Genomic DNA, 24,577 nt, shown 5'->3' with positions numbered 1-24,577 from the left:
AATCAACACTCGGTAGTATTAACAATAAGATCACTTAACGCTTTTAGCAGAGGTTGCTATGCCTAATATTGATAAAGCACAACTTATTCCGCTATTTCATTTTCCGCGCTCTCGAATTTTACAATCGATGGAAGTGACTCATTGCCCTCATGCTGTGTTTTTTAATCACAGTGATGAAGAATGCATTACCTGCCATCAAGGTGAAGAGTGCCTATGGATTAATCATAATGATGAAATGGTCGCATTAGAAATGAAATCTGTAGAAGAGCTTAAACAGCAATTGTTGATAGCCGTCGATTTTATTGATTCTAATTTGAGCCCTCATCATATGTCGCGCCGTAAATGTCAGTGTGAAAATTGCCGCTGGTTAAGACAAGTGCAATCGACCTTGGATGGCAAGGCATAAGTTGCATCTGTTTTTTTTAGTCTTTAAAGTAGCCTGCAATATTGGTTAATAGACTAAAGAGAGCATCATGGAACCGAGCTTTTGGCATCAAAAATGGCAATTACAACAAATTGGTTTTCATCAACAACAGGTTAACCCGTTTCTTGTTAAATACTGGCCAGGTTTGGCAATAGCAGAAACCAGCAGTGTGTTTGTACCATTGTGTGGTAAATCACTAGACATGTGTTATCTGGCTGAACTACGTCATGGCGTATTGGGTTGTGAATTAAATCCATTAGCGGTTGAGCAGTTTTTTAACGAAAACGACTTACCGTGTCAGGTCGAGCAAATCGCAGAACATAATGTTTTTTGTGCAGACGAAGTTAGGATTTATCAAGGCGATATTTTTACATTACCAGAATCGTTAACCGCTGATATCGGTGGTTTTTATGATCGAGCCGCATTGATTGCATGGCCAGAAGCGATGCGCCAACAATATGCGGTTGCCTTAGCAAGACTGATCCCCGCGAATGTGAGTGGTTTGCTGATTACACTCGATTATCCACAAGATACCTTAAAGCGCCCCCGTTTGCTGTCAGCCCAAATTGGGTTGAAACTCACTTAGCCCCCTATTTTACCGTCGAATTACTCGAGTGTACCGATGTGCTTGCCGACAACCCTCGCTTTGTTAATAAGCAGGTGCCTTGGTTAAATGAAGCGGTATATAAGTTGACTCGCAAATAACAATGACAAACAACAGGGCACAAAAAAACCTACAATAAATTCATCGTAGGTTTTTTATTTGTTGCAACTGCTTAGTGGTATTCGCGCAGAGTAATTTTAGGGCGAAGGTCTACTTCACCATCGGCATAAATCGCAGCGATATCATCTTGTTGACTAATAACGGCCACAGGCCCATGTGAGCATGTTGCGAACAAACAGTAGGCGATATCCAAATCGATGCAAATCATACAATGCGAGTTTTTGATCTGCTGTCGTTAAATCCCAGTGTTCATCATTTTTTAGTACTTCCTTGTTACGACGATCGTTTATCTGGTATGCGACCTGAGTCATAATCCTTTTCACCTAAGTCATTTGGATTGCTGAAAATGGTAGCTAAGCTATTTACCTCATTAGATTTTAGCTTAACGAGCCCAAAGTTGAGAACTTACAAGCGTTAATTTATAAATTCACAAAAGCTACTATAGCAATAAAACTTTCGAATGATAGTTTTTTAAGCTTTGTTTGCATAAAAAATCGCATTTTTTGATAAAAATATGCTTAATCTCACATAAGTAATGACATTTTTAGGGATTTTAAGCATTTATACCAATCCGCATTAGAATGTGCTCTTTTAGCGAAAATGATCAGTGAGGTATTCGAGGCAGCCTTTTGAAGACATAGTCGTGCTCGGCAACTGCTCCTGCGTTGCTCTACCTCCTGCATCCATGCATCCATGCAGTCGTCGGCAACTGCTCCTGCGTTGCTCTACCTCCTGCATCCATGCAGTCGTCGGCAACTGCTCCTGCGTTGCTCTACCTCCTGCATCCATGCAGTCGTACGTTAAGAAAAGCTAAGAAAGAAGACCACTCTGATAAATTCGCCCTTCGGGGCTGTGTCACAACCCCCCAACACTGCTTCAAATGAGCCATATTGATTGATGATAAAGCAACCAATAACAGTAAGAGAGGGTATTATGCTTCAGATCCTGCTAAATGCTAATTTCAACGGTTGAGGTTACAAATACATATAGCCGATCGGTTTTTTGAGCGGTTAAATATTCTATTTTAAGTATTTTCCCATTGGGTATATACCCTATCACTGAGTTTGAGCGTTGCCGTTTTATCGCTGCAAACGAAGCGCTCACCTTATCAAACCTCAATTAAACAAAATCAATTGATTTACCTCCGTTTTTAGACCATTCACAGTGTTAATGACTCAAACTCTTGCTCGTGCCTATGTCGCTAAAGTTGCTGATAGGTAAACGGCTAAGAGTGGTAGGGTAAAACACAACAAGTTTTAGGCTCTTTTTTTTGAACAGCGTCTATACTTTTTACGTGTTTTAACTCTGTATACAAATGACACAAGGGTTAAATAGGTCATTGAGTTTTAATGATATTTATTTAAGAATAAAAAAGTATAATTTTTGCATAAAAATTCGTTGCGTATTGGTTGAAAATATCGTTTACTGCGCATGTTTTTACAAACCCCAAAACGCACTATATATTGCCCAACTAACAGGAGGCACCGGCCTAATGAGCCAATTTCAATCGATTGATGTTGCAGATTATTATGACAAGGACACGTTTGACCGCATTGAGGCATTTGCTAAAGATAAGCCAACGCCATTTGTAGTTATTGACACCCAAATCATTGCGAAACAATACGATGACATGGTTAAGAATTTTCCTTTCGCAAACGTTTATTATGCGGTTAAGGCAAATCCGGCCAAAGAGATTTTGACTTTGCTGCGTGACAAAGGATCGAACTTTGATATCGCATCAATCTATGAACTTGAAATGGTAACTTCTATTGGCGTATCAACCGATCGCGTCAGTTATGGCAACACCATTAAAAAGCGCGTTGATGTACGCTCTTTTTATGAGCAAGGGGTACGCATGTTTGCTTCTGATTCGGAAGCCGATTTACGTATGATTGCTGAGGAAGCACCAGGTGCAAAAGTATATGTGCGTATTTTAACTGAAGGCACACACACGGCTGATTGGCCTTTATCACGTAAGTTTGGTTGCCAAAATGAAATGGCTTATGACCTACTGGTATTGGCAAAAGAGCTTGGCTTACAACCACATGGTATTTCGTTCCATGTTGGTTCACAGCAGCGCGATATTGGCGCGTGGGACTCCGCTATTGGTAAAGTAAAAAGTATTTATGACCGTTTAAAAGAAGAGCACGGCATAGTACTGAAGATGATCAACTTAGGCGGTGGCTTTCCTGCTAACTACATGGATAAAACCAATGAGCTTGGTGTTTACGCACAGCAAATCAAGCACTTTTTAGAAGAAGATTTTGGTGATGAATTGCCAGAAATCATTCTTGAACCAGGGCGTTCATTAATTTCTAATGCCGGAGTATTGGTGTCTGAGGTGGTATTGATTTCGCGTAAATCACATACCGCACTAGAACGTTGGGTATTTACTGATGTGGGTAAGTTCTCAGGGTTAATTGAAACCATGGACGAAGCAATTAAATTCCCTATCTATACCGATCGTAAAGGTGAGTTAGATAAGTGTGTTATTGCCGATCCAACCTGTGACAGTGCTGACATTATGTATGAGCATTACAGCTATGGTTTACCAACCGATTTAGCCATTGGCGATCGCATGTATTGGTTAACCGCAGGTGCTTATACCACCACCTATTCGGCGGTGTGTTTTAATGGCTTCCCACCGTTAAAAGATTATTACCTGTAATTAGATAATATCGTGCCCAAAAAGGACGCTTAGCGTCCTTTTTTGTTTTTCGGTTTTAGTCAGTTGGCATTAACTTGATGTAAATCACGTTAATGCTTTTTAAAATAGATAAATCGTTTGTTGTTTTCAGCGGCTTTCAACTATGCTCAAGTACATGTATTTGGTGGGAATTGGTCATATATTGGTAATATTTTAACGAAACAATATTAACTATTATGAATTTATATGTGATCAAGTTAACCTTATCCCCCTAAAGACTAGGTTAAAGTCTGGGAAATAAGAATTTAATATTCAAAAATGAAAGGGGTTTTCAAAATGTCCGATGTATTTCACTTAGGATTAACCAAAAAAATGTTAGATGGTGCAACCTTAGCAATCGTTCCTGGTGATCCAGAACGCGTTAAGCGTATTGCAGAGCTAATGGACAACGCAACGTTCCTTGCTAGCCATCGTGAATACACTAGTTACTTAGCTTACATCGATGGTAAGCCCGTAGTAGTGTGTTCAACAGGTATTGGTGATCCTTCAACCTCTATCGCCGTAGAAGAGTTAGCACAGCTGGGTGTGACAACTTTCTTACGCGTTGGTACTACAGGCGCAATTCAACCGCATGTTAATGTTGGTGATGTGATTGTGACTCAAGCTTCAGTCCGTTTAGATGGTGCTAGCTTACATTTTGCACCGCTTGAGTTTCCTGCAGCAGCAAACTTTGATTGTACAACTGCGATGGTTGCAGCTTGTCGTGACGCAGGTTTAGAGCCTCATATCGGTATTACCGCGTCTTCAGACACTTTTTATCCAGGTCAAGAGCGTTATGACACCGTATCTGGCCGTGTGACTCAACGCTATGTCGGTTCGATGAAAGAGTGGCAGTCAATGGGCGTGCTGAACTATGAAATGGAGTCAGCAACGTTATTCACTATGTGTGCAACTCAAGGTTGGCGCGCAGCATGTGTTGCGGGTGTGATTGTAAACCGCACTCAGCAAGAAATACCAGATGAAGCCACAATGAAGAAAACTGAAGTTAGCGCAGTATCTATTGTTGTCGCAGCGGCGAAAAAACTACTTTAATGACCTTTGTAGGTGTTAAGACAAGCCAATAAAAAAGGTGCCTCGGCACCTTTTTTGTTGATTCATTTTTGCTAATTAGAAATGATATTGAGCAATAATTGAGTAAGTATTTTGGTCAACACCATTTACACCATACTTGCTCTGCCAATAATCGTATTCAAAACCCACTAGTAATTTATTTTGTTTGTGCTCGCCAAATAAGCTTTTGCCTAAATCGTATTTAATCTGTGGATTAAAGTGCAAGTTTTCATCGTAGCCATTGTTATCGGCAATAAATACCCAATCAATATAGCCGTCAATAATAATATTGGCATTGCCGATAGGCATGTCGATTCTAAAGACTGGGGTAAACTGCCAACCATCACTGATGTTGCCATTGCTGATGGCATCACGACGATATGTGTTCAGTTGCAAGTAACTGAAAAATGGAATATCAAAATCTAAACCCACACCGTACAGCATGCTTTCTACAGGCCGTCACCGTGCTCGTAGGTTAAGGCAACAGACATATCCTTAATTGCCCCAAACTCAACTGGCTGACCAAGTATTTTACTGGCGCTAAAACGCGGTGAAATTTCACCATAATGGCTGTTATCGTCACCACCGTTATTGCCATTAAAGTTAATAAAATCGTGAAAAATAAATCCATCACCGTAAGTCCAACCGCCGGCAACCTCTAATGTGATGGTGGTTTGTCTGTCTGATGGTGCCAAGTCATAGTCATCACCGTGTAATACGGTCGCACTGGCATCCCACCATTGGATTACATCATTGGCTAAAACAGTCGGTGAGACCATTAATGCAGCTAAAAAGCAGATTTTTTTCATGTTAAGTCCGGTTTATAAAGTCAGTTGTAATGCATCTGTATGGCAAATTTTACATCAATCAAGAACTAAATTTAGCGGGTATTATTCTCAATTGTGCACAATGGGGCGCAATATATTCAAAATTGATAGTGAGCACAATAAAAACAATGATAAATCGTGAGGTTTCAGTGTTTTGTGTGCCGAAAAGTCTCTTTTGAAATTCTACTTATCATGATGTGATATCAAACCTTGGGATAACTGCTTGATACTGTTATGTTATCGAATATTGATAGCCGTTTACATTATATACAATGATTATTTGACATAATATGTCGCAATAATAAAAACCAGCTGATATAGTGAATACAAGGCATGCTCATTTTATGAGGAGGATTTATGGAGCTTTCTAATCCGATTGCGGCTTGGCTCGTACTAGGGCTGTTATTAATGCTATCGGAAATTATTGTTCCGGGAGGCATTGTCATTTTACTTGGCGCCGCCTGTGTGATTGTTGCTTCAGCGTTAGCGCTTGGGATCATCGAAGGGTTTGTGCAAAGTATGACGCTTTGGTTTATGGCTTCAATGGTGTTGTTGCTGAGCTTTAGACATGTCACGCAGCGCTTGGTTGGCGGTGATGCTCATGTTGCTAATACCGATGAAGAAGTCGATTTATACAATCAAGTCGCCACCGTAAAAGAAGCCATTGGCCTGGGCAGCAAACAGGCAGAATTCATTGTTTAGGTTCTGATTGGGTCGCTTTGGGTGATGGAACAGAAATTAAAGTCGGTGCTAAAGTGAGAATTATATGCCGCGATAACATCGGTTTTGTGGTTGAGCCCATTATCGACTCAATATAGGTTTACAGGGTTTAGGGAAGCGTAAACCACATTTTAATAAAGGAGTGAGTATGTTCGTGTTAACCATCGCGTTTTTATTTATTTTGTTCATTTTATACAAGCTGATGCTCATCGTGCCTATGCGCGAAGTGCATGTTATAGAACGTTTAGGTAAGTTTCGCACCGTATTAGAGCCTGGGTTTCACTTTTTAGTGCCGTTTGTTGATCGGGTAGCTTATCGTCATGATACCCGTGAAGAGGTATTAGATGTGCCACCTCAAAGCTGTATTTCAAAAGACAATACCCAGCTTGAAGTTGATGGCCTGGTTTACCTCAAAGTCATGGATGGTAAGCTTGCCAGTTATGGGATTGAAAACTATCGCCGCGCGGCTGTTAACTTGGCGCAAACCACCATGCGTTCAGAAATCGGTAAGCTGACGTTGTCGCAAACCTTCTCTGAACGAGACAGTTTAAATGAATCGATTGTACGCGAAATCGATAAAGCCTCCGACCCATGGGGGATTAAAGTCTTACGCTACGAGATTAAAAACATTACCCCTTCACGTCATGTTATTCATACTCTTGAAAAACAAATGGAAGCAGAGCGAAGTAAGCGCGCCGAAATCACCTTAGCTAACGCTGAAAAAGCCGCGATGATTAATATGTCGCAAGGTGAGCGTCAAGAAGCCATTAATTTATCTGAGGGTCAAAAACAGCGACGCATCAATGAAGCACTAGGTACCGGACAAGAAATTTCAATTGTGGCTAATGCAAAAGCAGAAGGCATGGAAATGATTTGTAAGGCATTAGCCATCAACGGCGGTAATGATGCAATGAACATGTTGCTTAAAGAGCAATTTATTGGTCAGGTGGGCAAGATTTTAACTGAGGCTCAAGTGTCGGTAGTGCCAGCTGAAATGGCCAAGCTTGAAGGTTTTTTTGAAGGCATGGAACAAGTGACCCACGCGGTAAGCAGTCCATCAGCAAAAGGAGCACGCTAATGTCAATTAATGGAGTAGATACTGACTTTGTTGTCATGATTATTTGGGGCGCAATTTTTGCTATTTTTGTGCTTAAGTTGTTTCAATCTATCCGCCTTGTACCCACTAAATCGGCTTATATTGTTGAACGTTTAGGCAAATATCACAGTACTTTAGACGCGGGCTTTCATGCACTTGTCCCGTTTATTGATAAGGTAGCCTACATTCACGATTTAAAAGAAGAGACCATCGATGTGCCACCACAAGAATGTTTTTCAAGTGATGAGGTTAACGTTGAAGTTGATGGGGTGATTTATATTTCGGTTACTGATCCGGTTAAAGCCAGTTATGGTATTACTGACTACCGTTACGCTGCGATTCAGTTGGCTCAAACCACTACGCGTTCGGTTATCGGCACCTTAGATTTAGACCGTACTTTTGAAGAGCGTGATTTAATTTCAGCCAAAGTCGTAGAAGTGCTCGATGAAGCTGGTTCTATGTGGGGCATGAGAGTGCACCGTTATGAAATTAAAAATATTACCCCGCCAGAAACAGTAAAAAACGCCATGGAAATGCAGGTGAATGCAGAGCGTGAACGCCGAGCATTACTCGCTAAGAGTGAAGGTGATAAGCAAAGCAAAATTAATCGCTCTGAAGGTGTAATGGCTGAAACCATTAACCGCTCAGAAGGTGAAATGCAGCGCCGTATTAATGAAGCAGAAGGTAAAGCGCAAGAGATTTTAACCTTGGCAAAAGCCACCTCTGAGTCGATTGAGCGTTTAGCTGTGGTGATTTCAGCTGAAGGTGGCCAAAGTGCACTGCGTATGCAACTTGGCGAGCAATATATGCGTCAACTTGATGGTTTAAGTAAAAATGACAGCCGTATTGTGTTGCCAGGTAACTTGGTCAACTTTGAATACTGGATGGACAGTATTGGGCTAAAAGACGATAAAAAACAAACTGCTAAAAAGTAAATCAATAAAACACCAAATGGGTCAGCATTGCTGGCCCATTTTTTTGGCTACTGGTTGGTCCTAGGGTAGTTTAACGGTTTCGGTGAGGTGCTCAGTAAACACTTTGGCGACAGCAGATAAGCGACTGTCTTTTAGATACAGAATATTAATGTCAGTAAAGCCGGCACTGAGTTCAGGTAATACGTTGACTAGTTGTTGGTTCTCTACAGCATCAACCGCAATGATTTTCGGCAGCAGAGTAATGCCAGCGCCGCCTAAACAAAAATGATAAAGGGAGTTGTAATCACTGCATATGACTTTGTAATTTGCGCTGATTTGCGCATGCTGAAACTGCCATTGATGCTCTAAAATACCTTCGGCAGAACGATAGCCCAGTAAGGAGTGATAGTGCAAATCATCAATGGTTTCAATAACCGATGATTTTTCTAAATACACGCTGCTGGCATACATTTTTCGTTCAAAAGTCATGAGCTTTTGTTTACTGATATTGTCATAACTGATATCGCCGGTATTAATCATGCAGTCTAAATTTAAGCGTTTAATGTCTTGATGATGGCCAGGCACAATCATTATTTCTAACTGCACTTGCGGATAAGTATGAATAAAGTGGGCAATGTGTCGGTCGATTAACTTATCAACAAATGGCTGTAAACCAACAGTTAACTTACCTTGAACCTCATCATGACGGTGCTTAAATACCTCGCCAGCATGATTGAGTTGATGCACCAGCGGTGTGATTTGGGCTAAATAGCGTTTACCCGATGCGGTCAGTGTCATCACCCGGGTAGTTCGGGTAAATAAAGGGGCACCGAGCTGTTTTTCAAGATCTGCTATACGGCGGCTGACCAGTGCACGGCGGGTGTTAAGTGATTGTGCCGCCTTAGAAAAGCTGCCTAATTTTGCCACGGCAATAAACAGCTCTAAATCTTTGATGTTCAATGTGTCTGCCTAAGTCAGTATATTCATTTGTATAGTAATTTTGGTGTCTGTCATTGTCAATTTAGTGCAATGCTGATGGCTGTTATAAGGGATGTCGTTATTAATGTATCTGCGCAGTCAATGTGCAAATAGGCAAACTATTGCACGCCATTTATGGGCTAATTGATATATAATGCCTCGCAGATTTCTGGGAGGAAGAATGGACGTATCATCATTATTAGACGGCCTAAACGACAAGCAGCGTGAGGCAGTCGGCGCGCCACTTTCAAATATGTTGGTGTTAGCGGGTGCAGGCAGTGGCAAGACCCGAGTGTTAACCCACCGTATTGCGTGGTTAATGCAAGTGGAGCAACAAAGTCCGTATTCTATTTTAGCGGTGACTTTTACCAACAAAGCGGCTGCAGAAATGCGTGAACGTGTGGAAAAAGTGGTTGGCACTAACATGGGGCGGATGTGGATAGGTACTTTCCATGGCCTTGCTCACCGGTTATTGCGCACTCATTATCAAGACGCAAACTTACCGCAAAGCTTCCAGATTATCGATTCAGATGACCAGTTACGTTTACTTAAACGCATCTTAAAAAGCCTTAATTTAGACGAAAAGCAATATCCTCCGCGTCAAGCTCAAGGTTATATTAACGGTAAAAAAGACCAAGGTTTACGCCCTAAGCATATTGATGCGGGTGGATTTCCGATTGAGCAAAATTTATTAAATATTTATAAGGTTTATCAAGAGTCTTGCGACCGTGCGGGTTTAGTCGACTTTGCCGAAATCTTATTACGCGCTCATGAGTTATGGCTTAATAAACCGCATTTGTTAGCCCATTATCAAGAGCGTTTTCGTCATATTTTGGTAGACGAATTTCAAGACACTAACGCCATTCAATATGCGTGGATCCGCGTTTTAGCCGGTAATACCGCCAATGTGATGATTGTGGGTGATGATGACCAATCTATTTACGGTTGGCGTGGTGCACAAATTGAAAACTTGCACCGCTTTTTAAAAGATTTTCCCGGTGCATCGACAATCCGTTTAGAGCAAAATTACCGCTCAAGTGCCAATATTCTTAATGCGTCTAACTCTTTAATTGCCAATAACCCAGACCGTTTAGGCAAAGAGCTTTGGACCGAAGATAAAGATGGTGAACCCATTTCGGTATATTGCGCGTTTAATGAAATGGATGAAGCTAAATTTATTGTTGGCCGCATTAGCGACTGGCAAGAAAAGGGTGGCAGCTTAAGCGAATGTGCGATTTTGTACCGCTCAAATGCGCAGTCTCGTGTGTTAGAGGAAGCCTTTTTACATAAAGGCTTAGCTTATCGTATATACGGTGGCCTTCGTTTCTTCGAGCGCCAGGAAATCAAAGATGCCATGGGTTACATGCGTCTGATTAATAACAAAGATGATGATGCCGCATTTGAACGTGTGGTTAACACACCAGCCCGTGGTATTGGCGATCGCACGCTCGATATTGTGCGCTCAACCGCCAGACAGAATCAGTTAACTTTATGGCAAGCCAGTGTTCGCTTGTTAGAAGAAAAAGTCCTTGCTGGCCGCGCTGCCAATGCCGTGAATGGTTTCTTAGAACTCATTATCTCAATGCGTACCGACACTGCCGATATGTTGCTGTATCGTATGGCTGATAGCGTGATTGAACGCTCCGGTTTGCGGGCGATGTATGAAGCAGAAAAAGGCGAAAAAGCCCAGGCACGGATTGAAAACTTAAACGAATTAGTCACCGCTGCACGTAGTTTTGAAATGCCAGAAGAGCTTGAAGACATGGGTGAGTTGAATGCCTTTTTGTCGCACGCGGCATTAGAGGCTGGCGAAGGGCAAGCTGATGCTTTTACCGATGCAGTACAGCTAATGACGTTGCACTCGGCCAAAGGTCTTGAGTTTCCTATGGTGTTTATGGCCGGTGTTGAAGAAGGGATTTTTCCGAGCAAAATGGCTCTTGATGAAGGTGACCGCCTAGATGAAGAACGCCGTCTTTGTTATGTCGGCATGACTCGCGCAATGCAGAAACTTTACATTAGTTATGCCGAATCTCGGCGTATTTATGGCCGTGAAGATTATGCCAGTCCGTCACGTTTTATAAATGAAATCCCTGAAAAGTTTGTTGAGCAAATTCGCTTACGAGCCCAGGTTGCACCGTCAATAAGCCAACGTTTTCCTGCGCGTTCAAGCAGTGCGTCTAAAGCGCCAAGTGGGATCAACTCAACGGGTTATAAAGTGGGTTCAAAAGTGAAACACTTTAAGTTTGGCGAAGGGGTTGTAACTAACTTTGAAGGGGCTGGTGAAAAAGCCCGCGTACAAGTTAATTTTAGTGATTTTGGCAGTAAATGGTTGTTAGTGTCACTGGCTAAGTTAGAGCGCTGTTAAGGAGTGAGTGTGCAATATCACGGAGAGACAACATCGATGTCATTATCTGACAAATTACGGCCTACGCCCGCTTAATGCGCATTGATAGGCCCATTGGCACACTACTTTTATTTTGGCCATGTTTAATGGCACTGGTGTTGGCTGCTCAAGGTATGCCTGATACTAAAGTGCTGATTATCTTTATTATTGGTGTGGTGATCATGCGCGCCAATGGCTGCATTATTAATGATTATGCTGATCGCAATTTAGATGCCCATGTTGAGCGTACCAATATGCGCCCTCTTGTGTCAGGAGAGGTGAGCACAAAAGAGGCATTAAGCTTATTTGTTGTGCTTGGTCTAGCTGCATTTAGTTTGGTGCTTTGGCTTAATATGCTGGTGGTACAACTATCGGTTGTGGGCATTATTTTGACCGTCATGTACCCGTTTATGAAACGGGTAACCAACATGCCACAAATGTTTTTGGGCATTGTATGGAGTTGGTCAATTCCGATGGCTTATGCCGCGCAACTTGGTGAATTACCGGTTGAAGCCTGGTGGCTGTTTATGGCCAATTGGTGCTGGACTGTAGCGTACGACACCATGTATGCAATGGTTGACCGAGATGACGATTTAAAGGTGGGGATTAAGTCTACCGCGATTTTATTTGGCCGATTTGAACGACACATTATCGGCTTGTTTCAATTAGCGGCTTTAGGTTGTTTTGTGATGGCTGGATTGATGGCCGAGCGTGGCGTGATTTACGCTTTAGGTATTTTGAGCTTTATTGGTTTTGCGGTATATCAACAAAGGTTAATTTACCGCCGAGAACGTGCACTTTGCTTTAAGGCATTTTTAAATAACAACTGGGCTGGGATGATACTGTTTATCGCATTGTCGTTAGATTACCTCGTTTAGCCTTGTTACTGATATTGGCATGGATGCTTGAGCATGTTGAATAGGGTATACCGCTTAGTTGGCTTGTTGTGTTGTGGTTATTTATCACTTTATAGTTCAGTTGTCTGTGCTGAAAACAGCCACAACACACAATCAAAAAGTGCGAGTCAATGGGCTGATGCTTATGCTTCCTCAACGGCAGTGAGTATTCCTCGTACCCAGCAGTTTATGCTTAAAGATGCTAGCCGTGATTACCCAGTGATGGTCAAATTACCTAAAGATTATCAACAAAATAGCACGCACCATTACCCCGTTATTTACATGACCGATGCCATGTACAGTTTGCAAGTTGTGTCAGGTGCGACGCGATTTCCAATGAATAGCAATGTGATGCATCAGGCGATTGTGGTGGCTATTGGTTATCAAAAGGGCAGTAAAGGAGCGTCAAGTCGTATTAGGGATTACACCCCAAGACATGATCCGAGTTGGAAGCTCAACACGGGAGAGGCAAAGCGGCATCTTCGCTTTATACGCGACACAGTAATGCCTTTTGTTGAACACCAATATCGGGTTGATGCCCTGCAAAATACTTTTGTAGGGAATTCTCTTGGCGGGTTATTTGGTGCATATGTGTTATTGGAGCAACCGACATTATTTACCAATTATGTGCTGGGCAGCCCTTCGCTGTGGTTTGACAACAAGCACTTGTTGCAGCAATTTATTCAAGATTTTAGCCAAATGCCAGCCTTGTCCGCTAAGGTGTTTATTGGTATAGGCGAATTAGAAAGACCGCCTTATACCACCAACAAACATCAAATGGTGGCCGACGCGCAAACATTTTATCAAACCCTTCATTCTCACCCTTCTGCTCAAACGGGCGCATTACAATTAAAATTATTGGTGATCCCTGAAGCGGATCATTCAATGGCATTTCCAACAACAGCTATCCATGGTTTATCGTGGTTATTTAAACGCGCGGATTAGCTCAAGCTAGTTAAAGTGAACTCATACGTATCGGTTATTTCCTGTAACAACTTAGTTTGAAGTCTTCTCGTTAATGCTGACGTTTATTGTTATGTTAACAACTTGTTTAAATTTATATTGCCCCAATATCAATACCTAACCAGAGTTAAGGTGACTTAGCACACGGTATTAATGTGATTGAAATAGCCCAAGGATGAGTATTGAATGAGAGCAACAATAAAGTACCGGTTAGTTTTTTTAGCCTTAATGGTAATCAGTTTCGTGATAGGTGTTCACTGGACGCCAGAGACGTTAGCTAGCGATGCTGACAAACGCGCTTTGTACCTTATTTCTGCATTGTATTTTGTATTACTGCCATTGAGTTATTGGTATTGCATTATTAAAAAGGGTGCTCAAAAGCTGTGGAAGTTAATTATTATTTTGAGTTTAAGCAGCCTAGTTGCACGGCTGAGTTTTCCTGCTGAAATTGCACACTATTTTGAGTTTATTGCCTGGTTACGCTATCCCATCATAGCTGTGTTACTCATCATCGAATTGTATTTAGTTGTGAGCGTGGTACGCGGCTTGTTTAAGGTGCGTAAACTGAAAGGTGATCCCCGAGTGGGCGCGGTTGAAACCTACCGTGAAGGCGATGATAAAAGTTTAACGATTGCGCTGATTATGGCGAGCGAAGCGACAAACTGGTTTTATGCTATTCCGTGGTTTTCACGCAATCATCCGCCAGCCATTGCCAACATTAACCTTAAGAGTGCCGCGCGCTGGCATGTGTGGTTGATGTTAACTGGCTGCATTGTTGCATCTTGTAGCAGTTATTTTCTATTGGTGTCGTGGAGCGAGTGGGTGGCGATTATTGTCTCGAGCATTATCGGCTATACCTTAATGTCTATGGTAGCAAATCATAGGTTGTCACGTGATTACTCGTTGTATTTAATGAGAGATAACTTGGTGATTAACAATTCTTTATGGGGCTTTATGGTGATTAATCTTACTGATATTGCCGATGTCACAAATCAGGCTTTAGCCGAAATACATCAAGAGGATTCTGAGACGATAAGCATTGGTGGCGGGCAAAGTAACGTCACTATTAAGCTAAATCGCCCGGTTATTTACCATGGCGGCATGGGGCAGTTACCCGAACCGATGACAGTGATACATTTGAGTGTTGATGAGCCGCAGCAGTTAATGAATACACTCAATAATGCTAGATTATACCATTTCCATTAATTATGTGACCAATCAGAGTCGCTCAGACTGTTCAGTTTGAGGCGCATTGTTGAAATAATGGTTATTCCCTTCTAAGGCAATGCAACAAAGAAATGGACAGTCTGAGCGCCTCCTGCAAGGCGGGTTTCTGTGCCTTCTATGCTGCTTAATAGTATTTTGACGTACGACTGCATGGATGCAGGAGGTAGAGCAACGCAGGAGCAGTTGCCGACGACTGCATGGATGCAGGAGGTAGAGCAACGCAGGAGCAGTTGCCGAGAGCAACTATGCCTACAATCCTATTACTTGCCTAGAAGGCACAGAATTACCGCTGAATGACCAGATAATTAGTGGAATTGGTATTATTGAAAGCGGCATAAAACTCATAAAAAATGCGCATACTAAGCGCATTTTTTATGGGGGAATGCGTTTTATTAATTTTGCACTAGGCTCGTTAAGTCTGCTGGGCGGTAATAAACCGACTTTAGCACTTTGCCCTGGCGAACCACTTTACCCCCCATGTCGACATCTTTAGCACACTTAGCGATGATAAACTCACCTTTCTTGCTGCCAACAATCTCAACACCTTGTTGGGCGTAATGGGCTATGGTTTCATCAAGCTCTTGCTCATTGCGGCACACTTTACTCATGTTGCTAGAGTGGACTTCATCCCAACATTTAATGAAGTCGATGTTGCGGTTTTTAGCCACATTTAATAGTAAATCGATAAGATAGCTTATCTCGATGCGATCGCTCACCTGATCGGCACCTAGGTGCACTAAACGACTCATTAAGACATACACTGAGTCTACGATGGCATCTGCTTGTTCAATACGCGAATCTGCTTCTGCTAACTCAGTCATTTCTTCAATAATTAATGAAGTGTGCAGGGTGTCGGCCTGGTCATCTAGGCTTGTTGAATCGTTCACCGGTAAATCAAAGGTGCTGCGAAACTCAAAGATATCGCGGTATAGGTGGTCAAAAATAGGTTGGGTTAATTGGCTGAGTTTCATCGGGCTACCTTAATTGTAAAATGTCTAAAAATAATCAATTGAATGCGATAAAAAAACCGACAAGTTTGCCGGTTTTTTATGGGCGTAGTGAGCAGTAACAGACTCTCAATACTTACTTAATAAATGCGAATGCATCACCATATAAGTGAGCTTCTTCAACCCCAAGTTCGCGGAACAGCTCTCGTGCAGCGCCAACCATGTCAAAACGACCGCGATGTATATGTCGTAACCATTTAGGCTGATAAAGTCATGTTTAATTTGTTCTAGCAGGTTAGCTTGTTTACCCTGCCAGGTGTCGCTTGCTTGCTCAATTGTTGGGATAAACTCTAACCATTCGTTTTCGGTATGCCATTTATGGGCAATATCTTGATAATACATAGCTTCTTCATTGCGGCAGCCCCAATACAACTTAGTGTTAATGGTTTCGCCTGTCGCAATTTGCTGCTCGACAATGCTTTTGATGTACGAGAAACCTGTGCCTCCGGCAATTAAAATGCGTGGTCTGTGGCTGTCGCTACGTAAAAATGCATCACCAGCAGGGGCTTCGATGTCGATATGAGTCGAGGTTTGTAGGCGCTCTACCACTTGCATTGGGTAGCTTTCGCTTACTGCCGCACCAATATGTAATTCTATTAATGCAGCATTAGGTGCAGAAGCGATAGAAAAAGGACGCTTGTCTTTTTCACCCATGACCACACTCAAGTATTGGCCAGCCTTAAAGTCAAAGGCGGTTTCTGGTTTTAGCAACACTTGGTAAACCGCGTCATTAAACGGGGTGATTTTTTCAATCTGACAACGAATGGTTTTCATCTAACGTCCTTTAAGCCCTTTTTTAAATATTTTCAATCACTTCATTATAGCTGAACGCCTCTGAGAGGGATCAATTTGACTATAATGTAGGTATGTCGTCTATACCGAGGTCATCCCAAATTTGATCCACTTTTTGTTTCACTTCTGGATTCATGACTATGGGTGTTCCCCATTCTCGAGTGGTTTCACCTGGCCATTTGTTTGTAGCATCTAAACCCATTTTTGACCCTAAGCCTGCCACTGGCGAGGCAAAGTCGAGATAATCAATTGGGGTATTGTCAACCAACATGGTATCGCGGGTTGGATCCATACGGGTCGTAATGCTACCAGATGACATCTTGCCAGTCACGGCAGTTTACGTCTTCATCAACAATGACAATAAACTTAGTGTACATAAATTGGCGTAAGAAAGACCACGCGCCCATCATGACCCGTTTTGCATGCCCCGGATATTGCTTGCGGATTGAGATGATGGCCATGCGATATGAGCAGCCTTCTGGCGGTAAATAAAAATCAATAATTTCTGGATATTGCTTACGTAAAATCGGCACAAACACTTCGTTTAATGCGACACCTAACATGGCGGGTTCATCGGGTGGACGGCCGGTATAGGTACTATGATAAATCGCATCTTTACGGTGAGTTATATGGGTTACCGTAAATACTGGAAATGAGTCGGTTTCGTTATAATAACCTGTGTGATCGCCATAGTAGCCTTCTTCCGCGGTTTCATCCGGGTCGATATAGCCTTCTAAAATGATTTCGCTGGTGGCAGGGACTTCTAAATCGCAGCTGATGGCTTTACATACTTCGGTGCGCTCGCCGCGTAGTAAACCTGCAAAAGCGTATTCGCTCATGGAGTCAGGGACAGGAGTCACAGCGCCTAAAATTGTGACAGGGTCACTGCCTAAAGCCACTACCACAGGGTAACGCTCGCCGGGGTTTTGTTGTTTAAAATCCTTAAAGTCTAACGCGCCGCCACGATGATCTAACCAGCGCATAATGAGTTTGTTTTTACCCAATAATTGCTGACGATAAATGCCTAAGTTTTGACGTTTTTGGCGTGAATCTTTGGTAATGGTTAAGCCCCAGGTGACCAATGGCGCAACATCTCCAGGCCAACAATGTTGGATTGGCAAAGCGGTGAGATCAACTTCATCTCCGGTTTTAACCACTTGCTGACAAGGCGGATTGCGTACCGTTTTTGGCGGCATATTTAATGCCTGCTTAAACATAGGGATTTTAGCAATCGCGTCTTTAAACCCGCTTGGTGGTTCAGGCTCTTTTAAAAACGCTAATAATTCACCCACTTCACGCAGTGCAATAGGATCGTCTTTACCTAACGCCATCGCAACACGTTTTGGGGTGCCAAATAGGTTAGCTAATACCGGCATGGTGTGATTAGTTGGATTTTCGAATAACAGCGCGGGACCGCCCGATCGTAAAACACGATCAGCAATTTCAGTCATTTCTAAATAAGGGTCAACAGGGTGACTAATACGTTTGAGTTCACCACTGGCTTCTAAATGCTCGATGAAGCTGCGTAAATCCTTAAAACTCATGGTTACCGCCTGAATATCAAATCCAATATGGCGCGCACTATAGCATTTTTCTAATATAGGGTTAAGCAAAATGGTGGATATCGACTTTATCTAGACTTAGCGTAAAATAACTTATATTGATGAGATTGTGAGAGGTGGGTTATGGACATAAACAATTCCCGAGTATTACTGAGCACTGCCATTGCCTGTGCTTGTTTGTGTGTCTGTGCCATTTTACCTGTACAGGCTAACGCACCACTGAATAATGAACGACTTAACCGTGAGTCTCACTCCATGGGAGGGCAGCATCATCGCCCTAAACATCAATCTCACACTCGATACAATCCTTGGCGTTGGGGATTGGGTTGGAACAATTATGGTTGGGACTCAAGTATTGGTATTAGTTGGCACAATGGTATTAATAACCACTTTAATTACGGCTGGGGTATCAATCATTATCGTGGTGTTTACCCATACAGTGCAATAAGCCTGATACCAAGTACTCAATATCGCACGGTTGAGCAGCCTGTTACGGTTAACGCTGCGCCGCAACAAACGACAATATACACAGAGGTGGCAAGTGGCTTAAGTCATTTGCCAGAAAACGCCAAAGTGATTCAAACCGACAATGGCACGGTTTACGAATGGCAAGGGGTGGAATATTATTTTGATTGGAATACGCAAACTTACGAGGTTGCTAAAATCGTGACACCGTGATCGCCTGTGTAGTAGCAATAGTGGAGGTTATGATTTGCTTTTGCTTGATACATTGCGGTGTCTGCGGCGCTAATAAGCTCACTGCTGCTGAGTCCATTTTTGGGTAATATGCTAACACCAATGCTCGCTCCTACTGCTAGTGTATGATCTGCAATCTTGATTGGTTTTTGAATCGTCTTTAATAGCTGCTCAATTTTTTGATCGATATTAGTCGGCTCAGTGATTAAATCGAGCCATACTACAAATTCATCTCCTCCAAGCCTGCCGGCTATATCCGTTGACCTGAGGTTTTTTATTAAGCGCTGCGCGATAGTGACGATTACTTCATCACCAATGCTGTGGCCTAGTGAGTCATTAATTTGCTTAAATTTATTGAGATCGATAAACAATAAAGCGGCTTGATCATCTGAGCGTAAGTCTCTGGCAATGGCACTGTCGATTTTTTTAATAAAGGCGCGGCGATTATATATACCGGTTAATTCATCATGCTCCGCCAAGAAAATAAGCCGCTCTTGTTGCTCAATGAGCTTATGGGTTTGCCTGTCAACCTCTTGTTTAAGGCTATCTTTTTTAACGGTAATTTGAGTGAGTGATTGTTTCATTAAGTTAAAGTTATAGGCCAGCGCAGACAGCTCATCTGCATCGCTAAGCACAATTCGACTGGTTAAATCACCTGAAGCGAGCGCTTCCATACCACTATTTAACGAAGCGAGACCTTTTTTGAAACGGGTTAAGGTCATAAATGACCATGCTGTGACTAATATTGCGAGTATGAGTAATATGGCTCCGACTAACCATAACAGGGTTTGTTGTTTAGTTTTGGCTTGAGTGACTGATAATTGGTGTAAACGGAACATTTCTTCGGTCATTTCTTCAATGACCATACTGTATTTGGCTTTAAATAAACGTTCTGCGGCCAGTGTGATTGGCTGAATTGCTTGCGGATTATGGTAATTATTTTGGGTATTAATTAAGGTTCTCACATTGGTATTAAGCCGATTAATATTTTGAATAATGAGCTTTTGTTGTGGATCCCAATCAATGTTTTGCGACAACTCAGCGGCTAATTCAGCTTGTCGATTGTTTAACTCAGTCAATCCTTGTTCATCTGTGTATTCTTGATACAGCCAAAGTTGACTGCGCAAACTGTCAATACTGAGTTGCAGTTTCATTGAGTAGTTTAACTGACGATAAATTTGTTGTTGATAATTATGAATCTGCACTAGCGACAGTCCAACAACAAAGGTCAGTATTGAGCAGAGCGTCGCGGTGAGTTTAAGGCGCTTAGATAACATCATAACTACCAGCCAGCCTCTTGGTTTGTATAGGTTTCAAGAAGTTTTCTATCAAATATGAGTCTAAAATCGACACGGTTTTCACGCGGAACTAATTGATTGTCTATTGCCCACTGGCTTTGAGTTTGAATATTGGAAAACAGCGCATTACTCAGTGACAATCTAAAAGTATAGTCGCTCCACGAGTATTGTAATTGTTGGGCTTCTACTTGGAGAATTTGGCTAATATTCTGTTGCGCTTGTTTGGGAGATTTATTGAGAAACTCAATGGCTTGATTAAGGGCTTTGAGTAATGCCAATTTTTGCTCTTTTTCAATATGAGAATCTTTTAGGCCAATAAGATTAAATGATAAATGGTACAAACCACGACTGTTAATGATTTCGGGTGAGCGCGACATTTGTGTAGAGAGTATATAACTCAGTGGCTCCCAGGCCGAAATAATATCCACTTTGTCATTTAATAATGCGGGTAAAAGTTGGTCTGACTTTAAATAGACACGTTGGATTGGCTGTTGAGTTTTATTGTACATAATTAATAAACTGTCTAAAAAAAACTCACTCGAACTGCCTTTAATTATCCCAATACGAGCATTAGCTAGATTATTGAGGTGCTTGTATTTTTGCGGATTAAGACTGAGTAACTTGACGTCATTATCTGATTCAACAAAGCTTGCGATTACAGAAAAGTCGGTGCGTTTAAAGCTATTAAACATCACAACGGTTTCTGACGAGGTGGCAAAGTCGGCCTCACGATTAACCATGGCGTTAAAACATTTTACTCCACCGTCAAACCTGATTAATTCAACATTTACATTATTCTGTTCAAAATAACCTTGCTGTTGTGCAATAAATAATGGCGCCGATAAAGGGGTGTTTGATACGGCTATTTTGATCGGCTTTTGCAATGCTTTTGATGTGAATGCATTGTTTGAAGGCTCGCAACTAGTTAAGCAAGCTGTCATGTTCAGCATAAACACTATGTATATAAACTTAGCAAGCGGTGTTGTCATTAAATACTGTTTGTCGGTGGACGGTAGGTTAAGTGTAGTGAGTGTATATAATTTTGAGATAAATATTGTCAATATTTTTATTTTATCAGTACTTTATACTCCAAATGTAAATCAAAAGTATTAATTAAAATGTCGAGAGTTTTTCGTCAATGTTTTTTGGCAAGCTTGTTGTAATGATTTTACTCAGCGATTCATGTGTTCAAGTAATAGAGGGTGAAGTGCCTTGAGAATGATTTCAGCTTGATGAAAATTTAATATTTTCATCTCAGACTCTAGCGCCAAATATTGTTCAGGTGCGATGGCATTTAATGTTGGTGAAACCTTGGCTAAGGTGTTTGATGCATTCATGTTAAAGGTATGGACTTCCTCACTTAGTATTTGAAATGTCGCTAAGCATTCGTCGGTCACTTTGGGGGCGGAACCTGTCTGTAATATGGGTTCTTTTGGCGGCAATTTGTTTTGTAATAGTTGCAATAAATTATGGGCAATAGGAAGCACTGAACTTGTTTGTTGAGTCAACTGCTCAATCATCACGTTTTTATTCAATATTGTGTCTGCTTTGATTATGTTTTCTTGTTGATTAGCAAACTGGGCAAGCGTATTAAAGCCTAAGGTGGCCGCAGCGCTTTTTAACGTATGAAACATCAATTTTAGCCCAGCAACATCTTTCGTTTTTAATGTGTCTATTGCTGCGTATTCACTCAGGTCATTAATCAATAGTTCCAACGCTTTAATATAGATTATTTTGTTATCGCTAAGACGAGTTAGGGCTTTAGCAAAGTCGATATGGTGTTTGTCGCAAAATGTCTCAAGCGTATTAGCCTGTGCTGCTGTTTTATTCTTTGGTGCAGCTTCGGTTTGAGATGTCAGAGTGGCTTTGGAAGCGCTAGGCTTTTTTGTTACAACGTTTTTTTTGTGTCTTAACTGAGAAGCAGCCATTATTGTTAAGTTTGACTGTGTATCTGTTGTTGCTGATATTCTTGGCTTCGTGCTTAATTTTGGGCTACCGAGCAACCCTAGTGAACGGTTTATTTGCTCACGGCTTGTCAGTTGTTGAGCTTCAATAAAAATGTATTCGGTATTATCACTGTTTATTAATCCCGCAGATATGTTAACGGGTAGAATCTCTTTTTGCGCAGTAACGAGCTGACATTTGAAACCATGGGGCTGACTGTGTAACAGTTTAAGTTTAGTGTCTATCCATGATTGCTCTGTATAAGAAGCTAGTAAGTTGTTGATATGTTTATTAATAATATCGTTGTCGCAATATCCTAATGCGTTATTGGCATATGGATTACTGCGGACAATGACTCCATCCGAGGTTAACCAAAGCAAAATGTTGTGAGAATATTCAACTGCTGCCGTGGTTAAGTTGAGTTGTTTTTGTAAAGCATTTTTTTCGGTTAAATCTTCTACCACAAAAACATACCTTGTCGTGCCTAAGTTACGATCTTTCATCGCAGAAACGTGCAAGCTTACCTGTTTATAGTCGCCGTATTTTTGCTTTAATCGGCACGTAAAAGAAGGGTGTTGCTGCAGCTGTAATTGTTGCTCTATATATTTGATTAGATTGTTACTTTTATCATCAATTGGTAGCGTAGGGTCGGTTTTTTTTGTATCTAATGGTAAGTCGTTATTTGTTTGGGCTACCCCAGTCATGAGTCTGGTTAAGTTTTTTCCTAGTATTTCTTCTGCATTATAACGCAGTTGTTGCTCCGCACCCTTGCTGAAAAAGGTAATGACCCCTGTCGGGTCGGTCGCAATCACAACGACTTTGCTGCTATTGAGAATATTTTGTTGAAATAAGTTTGCCTGTTCGATTTCAATGGTATTTTCATCAACATTGGTTTTAAGCTCAGTATTGTGTTGTTGTAATTGGGTTTGTAAAGCTTTGAGTTCAGACACGTCGTTGATGGTGAAGCTGGCACCTAAAAACAGATTGTCTTTGAGTAATGGCGTAATCGTTAGTACCAATGAACGCGCTTCAGTGTCGCCATGAGCTAGATGAGAAAACTGAATATTATTGACTCGTTCGCCTCGAGCGACTTTTTTAAAATAGGCAATCAACACATCGGTGCTAATGCTATCACTTAAGTAATTAATGATAGGCTGCTTTTCTGAAACTGATTTTTGCAGGTTAAAAATAATGGCTGCAGATTGATTCCAATTAAGGACAGTAAAAGCACTGTCTACACCGATTAAACATTCTGATGAGTTTTCTATAAACGAAGACAAGGATATTTTTTGCCTTACACTATCCATACTTCGTGTGATGTAGCGTAAAAACATGTGTAAAACAATAATTAGTAATACCGTGACGCTGAGGGTGATAAAAAAGACTTGCTGTGGGTTAGGTAAATGCAACGTCGAAAACCATTGTTTTGATGGTGTCAGCTGAACCGCCCATTGGCGACCATACACTTCAATGATGTTTTCAATGGTATGGCTTTTTTCAAATATGACCTGTTCATTACGACTATTGTGGCTGGCTGAGGTGAAAAATGGGATATTTGCTGTCGGGCTGATATCTCTAATGGTTAGTTTTAGATTGCTTTGCTGTTCGGTTATTGTTTTTAAAATGTCATTAATGAGCAGCGGTGCATAAACCCAGCCGAGTAATTCTGCTGGCGTAACATTAGCCATGTTTCGGGTATCGTATATGGGCAGTAATAACAGAAATCCATGATTTATTTTACTGTCTGCTTGCACTAGGGTTATTGGCGCTGTCAGTACTGCTGCATTAGCCACAGCTGAAGACAGTGCCGCTCTGCGGCGATTAGGCTCAGAACCGATATCTAGCCCTAAGGATTCAATGTTAGGTTGTTCTGGTTCAATGTATTTAACAATAAAAAGTGGGTCTTGAGAGGTACTAAGCTGTTTTAAGGTAAAGGCTTGCTGACGATCTTGACTCGCCTGCTGCAAGAATGCATTTAATTGCGTTTTTGGCGTAACACTTATCACTCCAAACCCACGTGCACCTGGAAACTCTCTTGGATAATCTCGGCTGTGAAAGTAAGCTAAATTTTTTTGATAATTAAAATGCTCAAAGCCTGTCGTATTGATGGCGCCTCTCAATCCTTGCAAACCGTATTCAAATTTTTGTATACGCTCTTTAACCTCTTGGCTTAGTTGTTTGCTTTGTTGGGTTAAATTTAATTTAATTTGTGCGTCGTTCTGTATTTCAATGTTGTTTTTAAGAATGACTGCAATGAATAATCCTGTTAATAAGAGTATTATTGACGTAAAGTTTGCCCATTTATAGCTTTTGATTTGCGTTTTTTTGTTAAACGATTAAGCATTCTGCTACCTATAATGAACTTTCGC

General features: G+C 41.5%; 15 protein-coding genes and 5 pseudogenes. 12 read left to right on the top strand and 8 right to left on the bottom strand.

Annotation, left to right across the window (positions count from 1 at the left end; genetic code table 11):
* Nucleotides 1-58: 58 nt before the first annotated feature.
* The 4 genes and pseudogenes from N4T56_RS16630 (at nucleotide 59) to udp (ending at nucleotide 4,887) form a co-directional block, all read left to right on the top strand.
* Entirely contained in the window at nucleotides 59-406 is a 348-nt protein-coding gene (locus tag N4T56_RS16630; protein WP_188918240.1) for a hypothetical protein, read from the top strand.
* 67 nt (nucleotides 407-473) lie between these two features.
* A pseudogene (locus tag N4T56_RS16625) lies at nucleotides 474-1,129 on the top strand (thiopurine S-methyltransferase).
* 1,511 nt (nucleotides 1,130-2,640) lie between these two features.
* Nucleotides 2,641-3,816, top strand: coding sequence for a type III PLP-dependent enzyme (locus N4T56_RS16620; RefSeq protein ID WP_261734001.1), 1,176 nt, complete (start codon nucleotides 2,641-2,643; stop codon nucleotides 3,814-3,816).
* A 315-nt stretch (nucleotides 3,817-4,131) separates the two neighbouring features.
* Nucleotides 4,132-4,887, top strand: a complete 756-nt coding sequence (gene udp / locus N4T56_RS16615) for a uridine phosphorylase (protein ID WP_261734000.1) — start codon at nucleotides 4,132-4,134, stop codon at nucleotides 4,885-4,887.
* Between the two features lie 75 nt (nucleotides 4,888-4,962).
* Here the strand turns inward: udp and N4T56_RS16610 are convergent.
* A pseudogene (locus N4T56_RS16610) lies at nucleotides 4,963-5,714 on the bottom strand (ion channel protein Tsx).
* Nucleotides 5,715-6,089: 375 nt separating this feature from the next.
* Here N4T56_RS16610 and N4T56_RS16605 point away from each other — a divergent pair.
* From N4T56_RS16605 to N4T56_RS16595, 3 genes and pseudogenes are all read left to right on the top strand, one after another.
* Nucleotides 6,090-6,550: pseudogene (locus tag N4T56_RS16605) on the top strand (NfeD family protein).
* Nucleotides 6,551-6,600: 50 nt separating this feature from the next.
* Nucleotides 6,601-7,530: an SPFH domain-containing protein gene (locus N4T56_RS16600; protein WP_188918226.1), complete on the top strand. Its 930-nt coding sequence runs from the start codon at nucleotides 6,601-6,603 to the stop codon at nucleotides 7,528-7,530.
* Nucleotides 7,530-8,483, top strand: a complete 954-nt coding sequence (locus tag N4T56_RS16595; protein ID WP_261733999.1) for an SPFH domain-containing protein — start codon at nucleotides 7,530-7,532, stop codon at nucleotides 8,481-8,483. The genes N4T56_RS16600 and N4T56_RS16595 overlap by 1 nt, the downstream gene beginning before the upstream one ends.
* Nucleotides 8,484-8,543: 60 nt before the next feature.
* Here N4T56_RS16595 and N4T56_RS16590 read toward each other — a convergent pair whose 3' ends face one another.
* Nucleotides 8,544-9,422 (bottom strand): LysR family transcriptional regulator, encoded by an 879-nt coding sequence (locus N4T56_RS16590; protein ID WP_261733998.1) that lies wholly within the window; start codon nucleotides 9,420-9,422, stop codon nucleotides 8,544-8,546.
* Nucleotides 9,423-9,621: 199 nt separating this feature from the next.
* On the opposite strand from N4T56_RS16590, the gene uvrD reads away from it, so the two are divergent.
* The 4 genes from uvrD (at nucleotide 9,622) to N4T56_RS16570 (ending at nucleotide 14,888) form a co-directional block, all read left to right on the top strand.
* Nucleotides 9,622-11,805, top strand: a complete 2,184-nt coding sequence (gene uvrD, locus N4T56_RS16585) for a DNA helicase II (RefSeq protein WP_261733997.1) — start codon at nucleotides 9,622-9,624, stop codon at nucleotides 11,803-11,805.
* Between the two features lie 74 nt (nucleotides 11,806-11,879).
* Nucleotides 11,880-12,701, top strand: a complete 822-nt coding sequence (ubiA, locus tag N4T56_RS16580) for a 4-hydroxybenzoate octaprenyltransferase (protein ID WP_261733996.1) — start codon at nucleotides 11,880-11,882, stop codon at nucleotides 12,699-12,701.
* Nucleotides 12,702-12,734: 33 nt separating this feature from the next.
* The gene (locus tag N4T56_RS16575) at nucleotides 12,735-13,664 is read left to right on the top strand and encodes an alpha/beta hydrolase (protein ID WP_261733995.1); all 930 of its coding nucleotides are present in this window, start codon (nucleotides 12,735-12,737) and stop codon (nucleotides 13,662-13,664) included.
* Between the two features lie 204 nt (nucleotides 13,665-13,868).
* Complete coding sequence (locus N4T56_RS16570; protein WP_261733994.1) at nucleotides 13,869-14,888, top strand: hypothetical protein; 1,020 nt, start codon at nucleotides 13,869-13,871, stop codon at nucleotides 14,886-14,888.
* A gap of 413 nt (nucleotides 14,889-15,301) precedes the next feature.
* Here N4T56_RS16570 and N4T56_RS16565 read toward each other — a convergent pair whose 3' ends face one another.
* From N4T56_RS16565 to ubiD, 3 genes and pseudogenes are all read right to left on the bottom strand, one after another.
* A complete protein-coding gene (locus N4T56_RS16565; RefSeq protein WP_261733993.1) occupies nucleotides 15,302-15,880 on the bottom strand; it encodes a nucleoside triphosphate pyrophosphohydrolase family protein in 579 nt (192 codons plus the stop codon).
* A 112-nt stretch (nucleotides 15,881-15,992) separates the two neighbouring features.
* A pseudogene (gene fre, locus N4T56_RS16560) lies at nucleotides 15,993-16,690 on the bottom strand (NAD(P)H-flavin reductase).
* Between the two features lie 79 nt (nucleotides 16,691-16,769).
* A pseudogene (gene ubiD, locus N4T56_RS16555) lies at nucleotides 16,770-18,252 on the bottom strand (4-hydroxy-3-polyprenylbenzoate decarboxylase).
* A gap of 141 nt (nucleotides 18,253-18,393) precedes the next feature.
* Between ubiD and N4T56_RS16550 the strand changes: the two are divergent.
* Nucleotides 18,394-18,948 carry a hypothetical protein gene (locus tag N4T56_RS16550; protein WP_261733992.1) on the top strand — a complete coding sequence of 185 codons (555 nt, stop codon included), beginning with the start codon at nucleotides 18,394-18,396 and terminating at the stop codon, nucleotides 18,946-18,948.
* Here N4T56_RS16550 and N4T56_RS16545 read toward each other — a convergent pair.
* The 3 genes from N4T56_RS16545 to N4T56_RS16535 form a co-directional block, all read right to left on the bottom strand.
* Nucleotides 18,918-20,246, bottom strand: a complete 1,329-nt coding sequence (locus N4T56_RS16545; RefSeq protein ID WP_261733991.1) for a diguanylate cyclase domain-containing protein — start codon at nucleotides 20,244-20,246, stop codon at nucleotides 18,918-18,920. The two genes, N4T56_RS16550 and N4T56_RS16545, sit on opposite strands and share 31 nt — an antisense overlap.
* Nucleotides 20,247-20,248: 2 nt before the next feature.
* A complete protein-coding gene (locus N4T56_RS16540; RefSeq protein ID WP_261733990.1) occupies nucleotides 20,249-21,253 on the bottom strand; it encodes an ABC transporter substrate-binding protein in 1,005 nt (334 codons plus the stop codon).
* Between the two features lie 183 nt (nucleotides 21,254-21,436).
* Nucleotides 21,437-24,337: a CHASE domain-containing protein gene (locus N4T56_RS16535; protein ID WP_261733989.1), complete on the bottom strand. Its 2,901-nt coding sequence runs from the start codon at nucleotides 24,335-24,337 to the stop codon at nucleotides 21,437-21,439.
* Nucleotides 24,338-24,577: the final 240 nt, after the last annotated feature.

The organism is Shewanella phaeophyticola (genome assembly GCF_025398315.1).
Classification (GTDB): Bacteria; Pseudomonadota; Gammaproteobacteria; order Enterobacterales; family Shewanellaceae; genus Shewanella; species Shewanella phaeophyticola.
The sequence above is the reverse complement of the archived record's forward strand: the minus strand, read 5'-3'. Positions and strand labels throughout refer to the sequence as shown.

What these genes read in the sequence shown, in the direction of transcription:
- N4T56_RS16630 (WP_188918240.1), top strand. Translation starts at nt 59, where the DNA reads ATGCCTAATATTGATAAAGCACAACTTATTCCGCTATTTCATTTTCCG.
- N4T56_RS16550 (WP_261733992.1), top strand. Translation starts at nt 18,394, where the DNA reads ATGGACATAAACAATTCCCGAGTATTACTGAGCACTGCCATTGCCTGT.
- udp (WP_261734000.1), top strand. Translation starts at nt 4,132, where the DNA reads ATGTCCGATGTATTTCACTTAGGATTAACCAAAAAAATGTTAGATGGT.
- N4T56_RS16540 (WP_261733990.1), bottom strand. Translation starts at nt 21,253, where the DNA reads ATGACAACACCGCTTGCTAAGTTTATATACATAGTGTTTATGCTGAAC.
- N4T56_RS16570 (WP_261733994.1), top strand. Translation starts at nt 13,869, where the DNA reads ATGAGAGCAACAATAAAGTACCGGTTAGTTTTTTTAGCCTTAATGGTA.
- ubiA (WP_261733996.1), top strand. Translation starts at nt 11,880, where the DNA reads ATGCGCATTGATAGGCCCATTGGCACACTACTTTTATTTTGGCCATGT.
- N4T56_RS16545 (WP_261733991.1), bottom strand. Translation starts at nt 20,246, where the DNA reads ATGATGTTATCTAAGCGCCTTAAACTCACCGCGACGCTCTGCTCAATA.
- N4T56_RS16595 (WP_261733999.1), top strand. Translation starts at nt 7,530, where the DNA reads ATGTCAATTAATGGAGTAGATACTGACTTTGTTGTCATGATTATTTGG.
- N4T56_RS16600 (WP_188918226.1), top strand. Translation starts at nt 6,601, where the DNA reads ATGTTCGTGTTAACCATCGCGTTTTTATTTATTTTGTTCATTTTATAC.
- N4T56_RS16575 (WP_261733995.1), top strand. Translation starts at nt 12,735, where the DNA reads ATGTTGAATAGGGTATACCGCTTAGTTGGCTTGTTGTGTTGTGGTTAT.
- N4T56_RS16620 (WP_261734001.1), top strand. Translation starts at nt 2,641, where the DNA reads ATGAGCCAATTTCAATCGATTGATGTTGCAGATTATTATGACAAGGAC.
- uvrD (WP_261733997.1), top strand. Translation starts at nt 9,622, where the DNA reads ATGGACGTATCATCATTATTAGACGGCCTAAACGACAAGCAGCGTGAG.
- N4T56_RS16565 (WP_261733993.1), bottom strand. Translation starts at nt 15,880, where the DNA reads ATGAAACTCAGCCAATTAACCCAACCTATTTTTGACCACCTATACCGC.